Genomic DNA, 13,590 nt, shown 5'->3' with positions numbered 1-13,590 from the left:
GCTTACCCCGAAATTACAGCCGCCGGATGCGGTTCAAACAAGCTATTTAGGCAATCAACCACTCGCTCAATTTGAGCGTTACTTATTCCAGGATACATAGGCAATGATAAAATTTCCTGGCACAGGGTCTCAGCATGGGGGAAATCACCCTCTTGATAGCCCAAATAGTGATAAGCGGGTTGCAGATGGCAAGGGAGGGGGTAGTGGATACCCGTTTGAATCCCAGCTGCATTGAGTTTATCTTGCACGATTTGGCGATTCAGGGAACAGGCGGCGGTAATCCGAATCACGTACAGATGATATACATGACCTGTACCGCTTTGGTTTTGGATGGGGAGAATCCCTTTGTCGGCTAAGGGGGATAATAATTTGTCATAGTACTGGGCGGCGGCGTTGCGAGATTGGTTCCATTGGGACAAATGGGGTAACTTGGCGTTGAGAACCGCCGCTTGGATGGAATCTAAGCGACTGTTTTTGCCCAGTTGTGAGTGATAATATTTACGGGGTGCGCCATAATTCCGCAGCGATCGCAAGGTCTGATAGATATCGGGATCACTCGTCAATATGATTCCGCCATCGCCAAAGCAGCCTAAATTCTTACTCGGATAAAAGCTAAAGCCGGCGGCTTTACCTACCGAACCCGCCCGATATCCGTCCCGTTGGGCTAAATGGGCTTGGGCGGCGTCTTCAAATAGTAACAGGTTGTGGGTATTGGTAAAGTCGAGTGACTGCTGAGGCGATACCATCTGACCATAGAGGTGAACCGGTATAATCGCCTTGGTTTTGGGGGTAATTGCCTTTTGCGCCGCATTCAGGTCAATCAGGGCGGTGTTTGGGTCACAATCAACTAAGACGGGTGTCGCCTTTGCCTGAAGTACACCAATGAGAGTGGCGATGAAGGTATTGGCAGGAACAATAACTTCGTCACCGACACCAATACCACTTGCCTGTAATCCTAGCGCGATCGCATCCGTACCTGAAGCGACACCGACACCATAGTCTACACCAGACGCTGCCGCAAATGCCACTTCCAACTCGGCTAAGGCTTGACCTAAAACGAAATCGCCGCGCTGGATAACTGTCTGAATCGCTTGTTCAATGTCCGCTTGAATCGGCTGGTGTTGCAGCGTCAGATCAACAAAGGGAATGGTTTCTGGGGGTGGGGGATTCATGAATATACTACGAAAGAATAGGAGTTTGCTGAGTTAGGTTAGTTTATCCCTTATTTAATTTATGCCCGATAAGGCGCTAATGCCTAGCCCAGAACTATCAAGTTTTGGTAAAGTTTCCGGTTAACCTGCGTTTGGGAGCAACGTTGTCGGGGCGGGTTTTACCGATAAGATTTTGACATCAACCCATAACTTAACTAAACCCGCTCTTGTTGAACCTAGGATTGTGATTAAACCCTGAATGATTTTTCTCAAAAAGCTACAATTGTAGCTAGGAGAGTAGCATCGGGAGAATCTCATGAATCGGCTACCACGTATGAACTTTAAGACCTTATTTGCCACTGCTCTTTGTTTGAGCCTAATTAACAGTGTAGACCTAGAGGTATCGCGCGATCGCATCAGCGCATCACTTGATATACGTCACGACGCCTACGCTAGAAGCAGTGGGGGACGCAGCGGTGGTGGTTCCTTTAGTCGCGGTTCATCCTCACGTTCGGGTTCCAGCAGTAGCAGCCGTTCATCTTCCCCTAGCCGTTCATCCTCCCCTCCATCATCGTCGAGAACATCTCCATCTCAATCTAATCCTACCAATAGAGGAACAACCGGGGGACGAGCTAGTGGCGGGACATTAGAGAAACCCACATCTCCAACTCCGACTCAAACCAAACCGAATCAACCGAGTCCCTCATCAACCCATCCCAGTCGCATCCCTCACCCGACTTATAGACAAGGTGGACATAGTTCGGTGGAACTCGAAATTGAAATTGAAAATGACGATGACGATTTCCAGAATTATCCGCCAACATCCTATCCAGGGACAACCTATTCAGCACCGCCTCCACAACCCAATCAAACCCTTCCCAATTCAGCACCCCCCGCACAACCCAATCAAAGCCTGACCAATCCGGGATCAACTACTAGTACAACTCCACCGCCAGCTACCGCGCCAGCAACGAATCCAACTCAAGCGGTGAACTCAACGAAATCAGCCAACTCTTTACCCGTCTTGATCATTTTACTATTTTTTGGGGTCGGTATTTTCCTGGTGGTTTATCTACTAATCAGGTTAATTTTGTCTCTCCTCAAACGCCGAAAAGCCGCCACCAATGAACTAGAAAATGATATTGTTACAGTGAGTAAATTACAGGTCGCTTTATTTGCTCACACCCCCAACTTGCAATCAGAGTTATCGGAACTCGCCTTAACTGTCGATACAACGACTCCCGAAGGCTTACTCGAACTGCTACAAGAATCGGCGTTAATCTTGCTGCGTCATTCAGATACCTGGAGTCATGTATTAAGCAGTTCACAAAGCGTTAATATCGAGGAAGCCAAAACCCTATTTACAAAACTTTCGGTAGAAGAACGCAGCAAATTTAATGCCGAAACCCTCAGCAATGTTGGCGGAAGAGTGCGGCAAAGAGTTCCGGTAATGCCCGATGCTCAAGAAGATCCATCGGCTTATATTGTCGTGACGCTGCTAGTTGGAACAGCAGATGATCACCCGTTGTTTAGCGACATTCGTTCAGCCGAAACCCTGAATCAGGCATTAAAAAAAGTGGCGTCAGTACGTCCTGAGTATTTAATGACCGTGGAACTGCTGTGGAGTCCTCAAAGTCAAGATGATAGTCTAACTTATGATGAATTGTTGACGGAATATACAGATATGATTCAAATCATTTAATTAACAAAAATGCCTCCTCATATCATGTCCGGTTGAATACCCATAATTACGGTGATGGGGAGTAGGGGCTTGGTAACCAAGCCCGTACATTTTTATTATGGGTGATTTGCTGGACATCATATCAAGAGGAAATGTAGAGACGTTGCATGCAACGTCTCTACTAACGCAGGGGCTCCTTATCGATGAGAAAAAAACATGAAATTTATCAGTCCTAAACTAGATTATGCATTTAAAAAAATATTTGGTTCTGACCAAAGCCAAGAAATACTGATTAGCTTTCTCAATGCCATTATTTATAGTAACAAAAACGTTATTCGTTCTTTAACCATTCTCAATCCATACAATCCTGGTAAAGTTCGAGAGTTAAAGGAGAGCTATTTGGACGTGAGAGCCATTTTGTATGACGGCTCGACTGTTATTATTGAAATGCAAGTATCCAGCACAAAAGCTTTTGATAAACGGGTCACGTACAACCTCGCTAAGACTTACGCAAATCAGTTAGGCGTTGGCGAAGGTTACTGGCTGTTAAATCCAGTAATTGCTATAAATATTGCTGATTTTATCATGTTTCAAGAAACCCCTAAAGTTGTGACAAAGTTTATTTTCAAAGAAGAGGAAGAGTCATTTAGGTATAAAGCCGTAGAATTACAACTCATTTTCCTAGAATTACCGAAATTCAATAAAACCTTGTCTGAGTTAAACAGTTTGACGGACAAGTGGATTTATTTTATTAAAGAAGCAGCAACCTGGGAAAGCATTCCAGCCCCCTTAGCGGAAGTATCTGCAATAGAGAAAGCGTTAAATATCGCGAATCAAGCAAATCTCACCGTAGAAGAATTGGAGGAATTGGAGCGGCGAGCCATAATGTTACAAGATGAAACAGGGCGAATCATTCAAGCTAAAGATGAAGGAATTCTACAGGGAAAGCTAGGAGTATTAATAACTTTACTCCAGCAGCGTTTTGGCGAAATTCCTAAAAACATTAGCCGCAAAATCGAAGGCTTGTCTGGGAAAGATTTAGAACGCTTAGTTCAGACAATTTTAAGCTTTAATAGTCTGGAGGATTTGTCGATTTGGTTAGAACAAGATACATCGGCGGAATAAGTTGGGAGACTGATAGTTGTCCCAATTTTTGGCTCTAGCAAACCTAATTGAACGTTACGTGTTTTCGCTGACCTTTTCCTACCCTCATCTCCTCTCAACGTTGAGACCAAGGAATCTCAGACTTATCCGCCAAGAAACTCGCCACAGCCGCCGCACCATAGCGATTGAGATGACTCGGATCAGCAAAATACTGATTTTGATTTTTCCATTGCTCTGCTAAATCAACAAAAACAAACTCATTCTGAGCCGCCTTCTGCTGCATTCGCTGTCGAAACTGCCGTTCCCTCGTTAAACGCACCCCATCCAAATAATCTTCACTCAAAGGCAAATTAACAATTACCAAAGGAATCTGCTGCTGTGCTAAAAATGCCTGAATCGAATTCAACGCCACCGCCTGGGGACCGGCAAAGCTAAAGGGTTGATAATCCGCATCATAGCGTCCCGCCACACGGGGATTTTGCTGATAGTAAGTTTTCGGGTCAAATTTACTATCCATCGGCAAAAAGCCATTGGCATCCATCGCGATCGCACTGTATCCTGTAGTATTACGTGCCAGTGCTAGTCGTTGCGGTTGGCTTCCCCCTAACTGAGTTAAGAGTAACCGAGTCTCTGGGGTGGGGACGGGATTGCTACTCGTCTCAAAGGAAACTCGGGTTAACCGCCAGCGTTCCGCCGTGTCATTAGCAGGTATAGTATTTCCCGGTTGTGTGGATTTATCCGAATCGGGACTCTGGGTAATTGAAGCAGGAATTTCTTCACAAGTATCTGGAGTTTTGGTCGTCGATTCTGGTAGTTTGGGGCGATTTCCTGCCATTAACTGTTGATATCCAGCCGATGTTGCCAAACTATTGTAGGTTTTATCTGTTCGCCCACTATTAAACGCCCGCACGCCATCTGCCCAAATAACCAGGCGCGGGAGTTGTTCTGGCGTTAAGAGTTGTCGCAGTTGAAAATCAACCACTTGAGCCGTCGCCCCATTCACGCCAAAGTTGAAAATTTTTAAACCCCCTTTACCGTAACGCGCCAGAACTTGTTGCAGTTGTTGCGGATCAACACCAACTAATGCTCGTGAACTGCCCACAATCAGGACATCTGGAGGACCTACGGCGGCGACATAAGACAGATACAGCAGGAGTTGTTCTTCAAAGATGGGGTTATCAAAGCTGGCAAAGGGTAGAGGAGAGGTTTTTGTCGTCGCTTTTTGTTGGGCAACATCCAAGTTTCTCAGATATTCTGCCACCTTTTTCTGAGCAAACGCCCGTTTCGGACTATCCGGTGACACCGATTGCATCGCCTCAATTGCTTGAATCCAGCCTAAGACAACCAAATCCCAATCTTGGGGGGATTGGGCAGATTGAGCCAGATTCGCCGCCCCCGTCGCTTTGTCAATTGCTTTGGTAAAGGGATCAACTTGGGACTGACAGGATGGGGGATTTTCCACCGCTAGAATGGATTCAGTCTGAGAAGATAAATCCTGATCTGCAACCGTATCAGGGGGTGAATTGAAGGAACAGCCAGTTACCCCCATCAATAATGCAGCGAGGACAGTATAGGGACGTTTACAGTAGAAGTTAGCCATAAGGCGATCAGTATTCCTCTAATCGTCAAATCGATGAACATTTGTCGAGTTTGTGGACATAAACCGTGTCTACGTTGAAACCTGTAGTTTTTCCCTAAGAGAATCTCCAGTTTTCAACTTGGACGGGGTATAAGTGTAACCGTCAGTTTTCCACAAGAGGTGGAAATACTTCCAATTAATGCTTTGCAGTTTTCCTTCTGTAAGGGAACGCCAGAAGCCCCACAGTAAGCACATTGGTGATTCCACTTTGCACCGCTCAACGCGGTAAAAACAGGGTAGCCTTTTGAGATTGAACCGCGATCCCGGTAAACAGCTTTCCTGGATCAATTCCGACTACGATATCTTGGGTTGCTTCCCCCGATGGCTCCTTAAGTAACTGGACTTGAAATAACCCCAAGTCGTTGTGTATAACCTTGGCTTTACCGCTCCCTAGCCAACGCCTAACACGGCTGGCTTTAGCTGGTATTAATGGTTTACCTTTCGGTGATAAAACTGGTACACGAATCATGGGTATAAGCCTCTCGTGTGAGTCGTAAGTCCCCTCGACCACCGTTAACAAGATGTCCTTTCCGCAAGCACCTATAACAAGTAGGTTTGTAGATAATCCAGACTGGGGAAGTATCCGGAAGTACGTACCAGTTAACGGCTAATCAGGTCTATTCAACGCTTACGTTGCCAGTCCTGTTCCTGGCAATCCCTGACTTCAAGCGATAGCTAAGTCAGGGTTGTTGAATATGCTCAAAATCGGGATCGTAATAATCGGTTATTGGGATAATTCTCCCCCATCTCCCCCATCTTCCTCATCTCCTGGAGCCCCTCCGCCCCCCGCCAAGAGAACTACGGCAAAAATCGATCTAACGCGGTCTTCAATTGTTCAATTTCCGCCTCCATGTTACCTTCATCAGCCGCCCGACCGATACATTCAGTTAAATGCTCATCTAAAATAACTCGGGCAACTCGATTTAATGCGCCTCGAACCGCCGCAATTTGCACCAGCACATCTGGACAGGGGCGGCTTTCCTGTACCATCGTCTTAATCCCTCGGATATGTCCTTCAATTCGAGAAAGCCGATTGACAATTCGCCGCAGAGACTCCTCATCATGAACATGGGTGTGGCTAGATGCCGCATGATCATGATCATGATCACCATGGCTGGTGTGGCAGGATTGATTCAGTGACTGTAAGTCTGAGTCTGAGCGAGTATAGGTTTCATTAATCAATGGCTTAGCTCCAGTTCGGGATTGGCAACATTTATGGGTTGGTTCTTCTGTTCATAGTAATCCAGAGTCGAGATGTTTGGGAGCAAGGTTTTCCAATGGAGGGGAACCGCTCATCGCTGAAACACTTTTGGCTCAAAGAACGTCCTGGATTAACCAGCCAATGTTAAGCAATTGTGACAATAATTTGGATAGATGATCATAGATACATATAACTGAACTCAAGAATAAGGCTATGCGATTGACAACGTTGTTCCCTCGGTTACGCCAAATCAGCGCTTATGTGATTGCGATCGCAACAGGTGTTCTGTTGACGGTTGGGTTTTATAATGTCTTACCCTCTCACGCTGAACCGGTCTTGAAAAATGAACCCGAATCTCCCATAGTTCTCGCCCAACGCCCACCCATTACCGATATCGGCGGCAGTTTTGTTACAGCGGCGGTGAATCAAGTTGGACCTGCGGTGGTGCGGATTGACACGGAACGCACAGTGACACGCCGCCTTGATCCATTTTTCGATGATCCGTTCTTCCGACGGTTTTTCGGGGAGGAGGCGCTTCCCCAAATGCCCCAAGAACGGCGTCTGAGGGGTCAAGGTTCTGGCTTTATTATTGACCCGAGTGGTGTGGTTGTCACTAATGCCCATGTGGTAGACCGGGCTGATAAAGTAACGGTAATTCTCAAAGACGGACGCCAATTTGAAGGAAATGTGCAGGGTGTCGATGAAATAACCGATTTGGCGGTAGTCAAAATTGATGGCAACAATTTGCCTGTTGTCACATTGGGAGACTCCACTAATGTGCAAGTCGGGGATTGGGCGATCGCAGTGGGCAATCCCTTGGGGCTAGATAATACCGTGACGCTAGGGATTATCAGTACTCTCCAGCGATCGAGTGCAGAAGCTGGGATTCCCGAAAAACGACTCGATTTCATTCAAACCGATGCGGCGATTAACCCCGGTAACTCTGGTGGTCCACTCTTAAACCAACAGGGACAAGTGATTGGTATCAATACCGCCATTCGTGCCGATGCGATGGGAATTGGTTTTGCCATTCCCATCAATAAAGCCAAAGAAATTACTGCCAAATTGATGCGCGGTGAAAAAGTTGTCCATCCGTTCATCGGCATTCGCATGACAACTTTAACCCCTCAATTGGCGCAAGAAAATAATCGCGATCCAAATTCCTCATTCATGGTACCGGAAGTGAATGGGGTTTTAGTCGTGCAAGTTGTGCCAGATTCACCAGCGGCGGCGGCGGGTATGCGTCGTGGGGATGTCGTCACGGCGATTAATGGACAATCTGTCAATAGTGCACAACAGTTACAACGCCTGGTGGAGAATAGTGGTGTGAATCAAGTTCTCCAAGTCAAAGTGGTGCGGGGTAATCAGACGAAAACTTTATCAGTACGCACCAGCGAAATGCGAGAAACGACTTAGTGTAACAGGTTGGTGTGGTAAAAGGGCGCACGTCTGTGCGCCCCTACCATTCCAATCCATCACATCAGATTGGGTTTTCTCGGGTACACTCCCAGCCGCGATCGCACAGCTTTTAACTCATATGATGTCCGGACTCATCACCCCTACTCCCCATCACCGTAATTATGGGTATTCAACCGGACATGATATCACCTTATATTTCCTCCGCAGTGATGGTAACCGTTGGTTCTGTGAGAGTTGTATCAATAAGATTTAGGTTGACGACATTGAATAATTAGGCGTGGTTTTCATAACTATTTTTTCTGGCGATCGCATCACTATAAGAGGTATGGGGATTAAATTGTTTATTTATGTTACAATTAAATTGTATCCTATCATTTCAGGCTAAAACGGGAGAAACAAATGAGATTTATCAGCCCTAAGGTCGATTATGCCTTTAAAAAAATATTCGGTTCTGAACAAAGCCAAAGAATTTTAATTAGCTTTCTTAATGCCATAATTTATGGCGGCGATAAGGTGATTCAATCCTTAACGATTGTCAATCCTTATAATCCCGGTCAGGTGTTCACCTTAAAAGACACGTTTTTGGACGTAAAAGCTGTATTAGCAGATGGTTCTATTGTGATCATAGAGATGCAAATCGCGTCTATGGTGGCTTTTAACAAACGGGTGGCGTATAACCTGGCAAAAGCTTATAGTAATCAGTTGGTCAAAGGGGAAGATTATCCACTAATCAATCCAGCGATCGCGGTGACGATTACCGATTTCATCCTATTTAACGATACGGAGAAAATAATTAGTAAGTTTGCTTTTCATGAGGAAGAAGAAAAGTTTAAAATCCTGGAAAATGAATTGCGACTCATTTTTGTAGAATTGCCGAAGTTTAATAAAACTATCTCTGAGTCACATAGTTTGACAGATAAATGGATTTATTTTCTGAAAGAGACGGCACATTTAGATAATATTCCGGAGAGTTTGGCAGCAATCTCTGAGATAGAATTTGCTTTACAACTGGCTAACCAAGCTAACATGACGGTGGAAGAGTTAGATATCGTGGATCGCCGAGGGATGATGTTGCAAGATGAAAAAGGGCGAATTGCTTATGCTGAAGAAAAAGGTGAAAAACGAGGTGAAGAACGAGGTGAAAAAAAAGGACGAATTAAAGAGGCGATCGCCTTAATCATGCGCCAACTGAAAAAGCGTTTTGGAGATATTCCGGCGACAATCAACAGCCAACTGGAAGACTTATCTATTGAAGAGTTGGAACGTTTAGGAGAAGATATTTTTGATTTTAACAGTTGGGAAGATTTGTCAAGTTGGCTGGAAGTGCGATCGCGTTAAGCAGATGTTACAGGAGTGCGATCGCTCACCTCGTAGGTTGGCTTGAGGAACGAAACCCAACATCACAATCCATATCATATCCGGTACCCCGCCAGATGTAGGAAAACACAATAGTATAGAAATATGCTATAGGCATGACTTTAGGGGTTGACAATCAAGCATTTTATGGCACTAAAGTGCCTCCAAGACGCATTGTAAGCGAGTTCGGCTGTCAGGGTTAACCACCAGTATGTCCAAGACGGTAATAAATCACCATTATCGATTAGGCAACGTTTCCACGGTTCGAGAGCGTCGTAATCTACCATCCAGGCGGTTGTTCGTACAGAACCTTCCACCTGAACGAGTTTGCTGTCCAACTGTAAATCCTGCTCTAGTAACTCTACCGAGAGTTTACTCAGAGGAATACTTCGCAATACATCGCTTGTTGTCATACGAAGGCATAGCCCTATCCGCGACTAATAAAAAATTTAACTACTTTGTTTTCCGGATCATACTCAATTACATATTGTTCATAGTCAAGTCCAAAAGGAGAGACACCTAAATAATACAAGTCTGCATTTTCTCGGACTTGCTCAGGTCGTCCAAGAATCTCTCTTACTACTTCTCGGGACATACGTTTGTGTAAAACTTCCCGTTCTAAATCAGGAACCATACCAATACGAGGATTATCACGCTGATATTTTTTATATTGCGCTCTCCATAATGCGGAATCAAAATTTCCCGTAGAAATAGTGGTACTCATCACCTTCACCTGATTATTAGAGGTAATCAAGGATTACTTAATCCCACCATGCATGAAAGATATTAAAACCCGGAAGTATTTCGGGCGCATTGGATGGTTTTTCTGTTGCCCATCCCTCAACAACCTCATCTGGCTGTAGCTCGGCTAACCAATTTTCAACTTCTGTCCTTGAAGCCGAGGTGATTATATATATGTGATCAGAAAAGGGCCACATATCTGGAAAATCTTCCTCTATTTCAATAACTGCAACTAATACATCTTGAACATCTTGACGTTCACGAATGAACTTTAGACGCTCAAAAAACTGCTCAAGCCCTGGATGTTCTAGCAAGTTACAACCAATTGATCCATAATCCTCGTTCCCTAGGAAAAAATCTTCCAATGAAACAAGAGGAAAGGGAGGGTTTTGTGCAATAGGCAAAACAAATCCTTGCGCTCGAATTTTTTCAATAAGTTCTTCACGCTTACCCATTTCATTTTTATCGCTTCATTGTACAGATTTTTCTGGTGGATACTATTGCCGGGTATTTGAAATAACTAACCAGCAAAAATACCTTTGATATCTGAGTTCAAAATACATATTGAACTTCATATAGGAAAGATTACCGGGAATCTGGAAAACCAGATATGGATGAAGCATTAGCTATCACTTGTTCGGGATTTTTGCCCTCTCGTACCACTCCTGACAACGGTAGATAGAAGTCTTCTGCTGTCTTGACAGTAGTGCGGAACAAACGCTGAAGTTCCTGAACTGATAAAGTCCCGTCATCCCGACGGGGCACACTAAGTCGATAGTAGAGCAACCGACTGACATGATTTAGCCCGAAGCCTGGTAATGTTAATGCATGGTTAATCCGTGCGATCGCGCTTTCAGCAGCAGGAATTCGGTCTTCTGGCACTTCAAAAGGTAAAGGATGGATGCATTGCACTAATGAGCTTCTTGCATCCCATAGAATTAGCATCTCCCCTTCGAGCTCTCCAGATTGAGTGGGAAGTTCCACGCTTTGTTGTTCTGGGTTAGCGCGGTGAGGTACATTATCTTCTTTCAACAGATTCAGTAAATCCTGAAAGTTTGCGAGTAGCTTTGATTGATCAGATTTAATTGTCATTTTTACCACCAACTTGTTACAGCATCCCAGGCATTGCCAGCAGTTTCTGAGGCATTATTCCAGGCATTACCAGCTCCTTCTTGGATACCACTCCACGCATTGCCAGCAGTTTCTGAGGCATTATCCCAGACATTACCAGCTCCTTCTTGGATACCACTCCAAGCATTGCCTGCGGTTTCTGAGGCATTATCCCAGGCATTACCAGCCCCTTCTTGGATACCACTCCAAGCATTGCCTGCGGTTTCTGAAGCATTATCCCAGGCATTACCCGCTCCTTCTTGGATACCATTCCAAGTATTACCTGCGGTTTCTGAGGCATTATTCCAGAGATTACCCGCTCCTTCTTGGATACCATTCCAAGTATTACCTGCGGTTTCTGAGGCATTATTCCAGAGATTACCCGCTCCTTCTTGGATACCATTCCAAGTATTACCTGCGGTTTCTGAGGCATTATTCCAGAGATTACCCGCCCCTTCTTGGATACCATTCCAAGTATTACCGACGCCTTCGGAAATAGAATTCCTAGCCCCAGCAATGCCATCCCATACTCCAGCAAGATTTTCGTCGTAGTTACCTAGCGCACCGCCCAATCCCTCCTTTGCCCAGTCTGTAAAACCGCTACGATTGGCTAGTTCGTGAGTTAAATAACTTCCTGCCATACCGGCTAGAAAACCAACGCCAGCTCCTACAGCCGTACCCGCTACTGGGATCACTGAGCCAATAGCTGCTCCAGCCGCTGCGCCTGCTAACCCAGAACCTACACCAACACCTGTATCAACTGCAACATTAGCTGTAGCCTGTCCAGCACCAATATCGCCCTGCTCGTAGGCTCCTGCATTATCCCAAGTAGAAAACAAACCGCTAGTTGCAGCATCGATAATGGCTCCAGCCTTGAGACCACCACCAACTCCTCCTCCTAGGCGTGGGGTAAGCAAATCGTCAGTATAACCAGACAAACCACCAAATCCAGCGTTGAGGCCTATGCTGCCAACGTCTTCTGCGCTCAACTCCCCATCCATCAGATTTTGAACAGCCGCCATCCCACCTGCGGCTAAAGCCCCAGTTCCAGCTTTTCCCATCCATTGAGGCTTAGGTTGGTAGGTTCTAGCACTGCTGAAATCTCCACTATTAGGATCAACGCGAACAAAACTGTTCACTGCGTCAGGATCTCTGATGGGAATTTGTTGTTCATGATGCAAGCTCTGTCCAGATTGAGTATCAACCTCTAAATTCCAACGTCTGTCAGTGTTTGGATTAATGCCAGCATTATCTGGTCGGTTTCTCCCTACCATATTACGTTGAGCATTAACCTGGGCTTGATTGAATCTGATGTCGTTATAACCCAGGTTTTGCATTTGCTGGTTAATGTTTTGGGCAAGGGGATCTTGCATTCCAGGGAGATGATAGGAAACGTTACCATTATTAGCTCGTGGAGCGCCTTCTCTTGCTCCTTTACCGGGCTGTGCTTTGTACTTTCTTGACGGTATATTTGTGTGGTTGGTACGATTCAACTCTACCCCTAGGAGTTGCTGGAGTCCAGCCTGCTGAAAATGCCTTTCGGAATTCCACAAAAAGTTTTCGGCACCCTGAGCGCCAGCTCTACCAAGCACGGGAGCAGGCAATAGGTTTTCATTTTGCGGCTCTCCCTCTTCCTCTTGACGCTGAATTTGTGGAGAGTTGCTCAAAGGTGCTGATACTGACGTCACTCTCGACTTTGTATTGTTAACCTCCTGGTTAGATATGTCCCCTGATTGTTCATTCTCCGGCTCTGTGTCCAGAGAGCGCATAATGTTCGCCGTTAACAAATCGGCAGCGGCGGCGGAGTGGCTTGGGATGTCCTGAAAGTCAGATTGTGTCTCCCGTTTCCGCTGCACAGCCGAACTGCCAGGTTTGGAAAAGTTCTTACTCTTTTTCTGAATCGAAGTTGGAGTCCACGAAGAACTTTTTTTTTGTAATGGTTTATACATAGACAACCTCGGTTGGGGAAACTCGGAAGTGAGGTAAAATTGGTTGAAACTGTCTCCTGCTGTACGTTTCCGTTTAGGGAATTTCAACGGACTTAAGCGGATAGCTAGAGAATAAATTCTCTGACAAGTTGTCGTAATGCGTGCGAGATGTCAACCCAAATATTTTATAGTGTGGTAATTATAATATGATACACATCCCCTATATCAGTCAGACTTGAAACAGTCCTTAACATTACGGC

Annotated in this window: 12 protein-coding genes and 1 pseudogene; 4 read left to right on the top strand and 9 right to left on the bottom strand. The window is 45.4% G+C overall.

Annotation, left to right across the window (positions count from 1 at the left end; all coding sequences use genetic code 11):
* Window positions 1-2: 2 nt before the first annotated feature.
* Window positions 3-1,172, bottom strand: coding sequence for a DegT/DnrJ/EryC1/StrS family aminotransferase (locus ACLGGO_RS07745; protein WP_446418866.1), 1,170 nt, complete (start codon window positions 1,170-1,172; stop codon window positions 3-5).
* Between the two features lie 295 nt (window positions 1,173-1,467).
* Between ACLGGO_RS07745 and ACLGGO_RS07740 the strand changes: the two genes are divergently transcribed.
* Both ACLGGO_RS07740 and ACLGGO_RS07735 read left to right on the top strand, forming a co-directional pair.
* Window positions 1,468-2,853 carry a DUF1517 domain-containing protein gene (locus ACLGGO_RS07740; protein ID WP_446418865.1) on the top strand — a complete coding sequence of 462 codons (1,386 nt, stop codon included), beginning with the start codon at window positions 1,468-1,470 and terminating at the stop codon, window positions 2,851-2,853.
* Between the two features lie 195 nt (window positions 2,854-3,048).
* The gene (locus tag ACLGGO_RS07735; protein ID WP_446418864.1) at window positions 3,049-3,957 is read left to right on the top strand and encodes an Rpn family recombination-promoting nuclease/putative transposase; all 909 of its coding nucleotides are present in this window, start codon (window positions 3,049-3,051) and stop codon (window positions 3,955-3,957) included.
* Between the two features lie 94 nt (window positions 3,958-4,051).
* Here ACLGGO_RS07735 and ACLGGO_RS07730 read toward each other — a convergent pair whose 3' ends face one another.
* From ACLGGO_RS07730 to ACLGGO_RS07720, 3 genes and pseudogenes are all read right to left on the bottom strand, one after another.
* Window positions 4,052-5,536 (bottom strand): hypothetical protein, encoded by a 1,485-nt coding sequence (locus ACLGGO_RS07730; protein WP_446418863.1) that lies wholly within the window; start codon window positions 5,534-5,536, stop codon window positions 4,052-4,054.
* A 265-nt stretch (window positions 5,537-5,801) separates the two neighbouring features.
* A pseudogene (locus tag ACLGGO_RS07725) lies at window positions 5,802-6,044 on the bottom strand (RRXRR domain-containing protein); the annotation flags it as partial.
* A gap of 329 nt (window positions 6,045-6,373) precedes the next feature.
* Window positions 6,374-6,712 carry a metal-sensing transcriptional repressor gene (locus tag ACLGGO_RS07720; RefSeq protein ID WP_446339601.1) on the bottom strand — a complete coding sequence of 113 codons (339 nt, stop codon included), beginning with the start codon at window positions 6,710-6,712 and terminating at the stop codon, window positions 6,374-6,376.
* Window positions 6,713-6,989: 277 nt separating this feature from the next.
* Here ACLGGO_RS07720 and ACLGGO_RS07715 point away from each other — a divergent pair, with 277 nt between their 5' ends.
* Both ACLGGO_RS07715 and ACLGGO_RS07710 read left to right on the top strand, forming a co-directional pair.
* Window positions 6,990-8,192, top strand: a complete 1,203-nt coding sequence (locus ACLGGO_RS07715) for an HhoA/HhoB/HtrA family serine endopeptidase (RefSeq protein ID WP_446339598.1) — start codon at window positions 6,990-6,992, stop codon at window positions 8,190-8,192.
* Between the two features lie 402 nt (window positions 8,193-8,594).
* The gene (locus ACLGGO_RS07710; RefSeq protein WP_446418862.1) at window positions 8,595-9,533 is read left to right on the top strand and encodes an Rpn family recombination-promoting nuclease/putative transposase; all 939 of its coding nucleotides are present in this window, start codon (window positions 8,595-8,597) and stop codon (window positions 9,531-9,533) included.
* 140 nt (window positions 9,534-9,673) lie between these two features.
* Here the strand turns inward: ACLGGO_RS07710 and ACLGGO_RS07705 are convergent, their stop codons facing one another.
* From ACLGGO_RS07705 to ACLGGO_RS07685, 5 genes are all read right to left on the bottom strand, one after another.
* On the bottom strand, window positions 9,674-9,964 hold the full coding sequence (locus ACLGGO_RS07705) for a hypothetical protein (protein WP_446418861.1): 291 nt from the start codon (window positions 9,962-9,964) through the stop codon (window positions 9,674-9,676).
* A 14-nt stretch (window positions 9,965-9,978) separates the two neighbouring features.
* A complete protein-coding gene (locus tag ACLGGO_RS07700; RefSeq protein WP_446418860.1) occupies window positions 9,979-10,275 on the bottom strand; it encodes a hypothetical protein in 297 nt (98 codons plus the stop codon).
* Between the two features lie 37 nt (window positions 10,276-10,312).
* Complete coding sequence (locus tag ACLGGO_RS07695; RefSeq protein WP_446418859.1) at window positions 10,313-10,747, bottom strand: hypothetical protein; 435 nt, start codon at window positions 10,745-10,747, stop codon at window positions 10,313-10,315.
* 130 nt (window positions 10,748-10,877) lie between these two features.
* Complete coding sequence (locus tag ACLGGO_RS07690) at window positions 10,878-11,384, bottom strand: YbjN domain-containing protein (protein ID WP_446418858.1); 507 nt, start codon at window positions 11,382-11,384, stop codon at window positions 10,878-10,880.
* Between the two features lie 2 nt (window positions 11,385-11,386).
* Window positions 11,387-13,351 carry a phage tail protein gene (locus ACLGGO_RS07685; protein WP_446418857.1) on the bottom strand — a complete coding sequence of 655 codons (1,965 nt, stop codon included), beginning with the start codon at window positions 13,349-13,351 and terminating at the stop codon, window positions 11,387-11,389.
* Between the last annotated feature and the right edge of the window lie 239 nt (window positions 13,352-13,590).

This window comes from Coleofasciculus sp., from assembly GCF_046565525.1.
Taxonomy (GTDB): Bacteria; Cyanobacteriota; Cyanobacteriia; order Cyanobacteriales; family Coleofasciculaceae; genus Coleofasciculus.
This window is presented reverse-complemented; position numbering and strand designations above follow the sequence as displayed.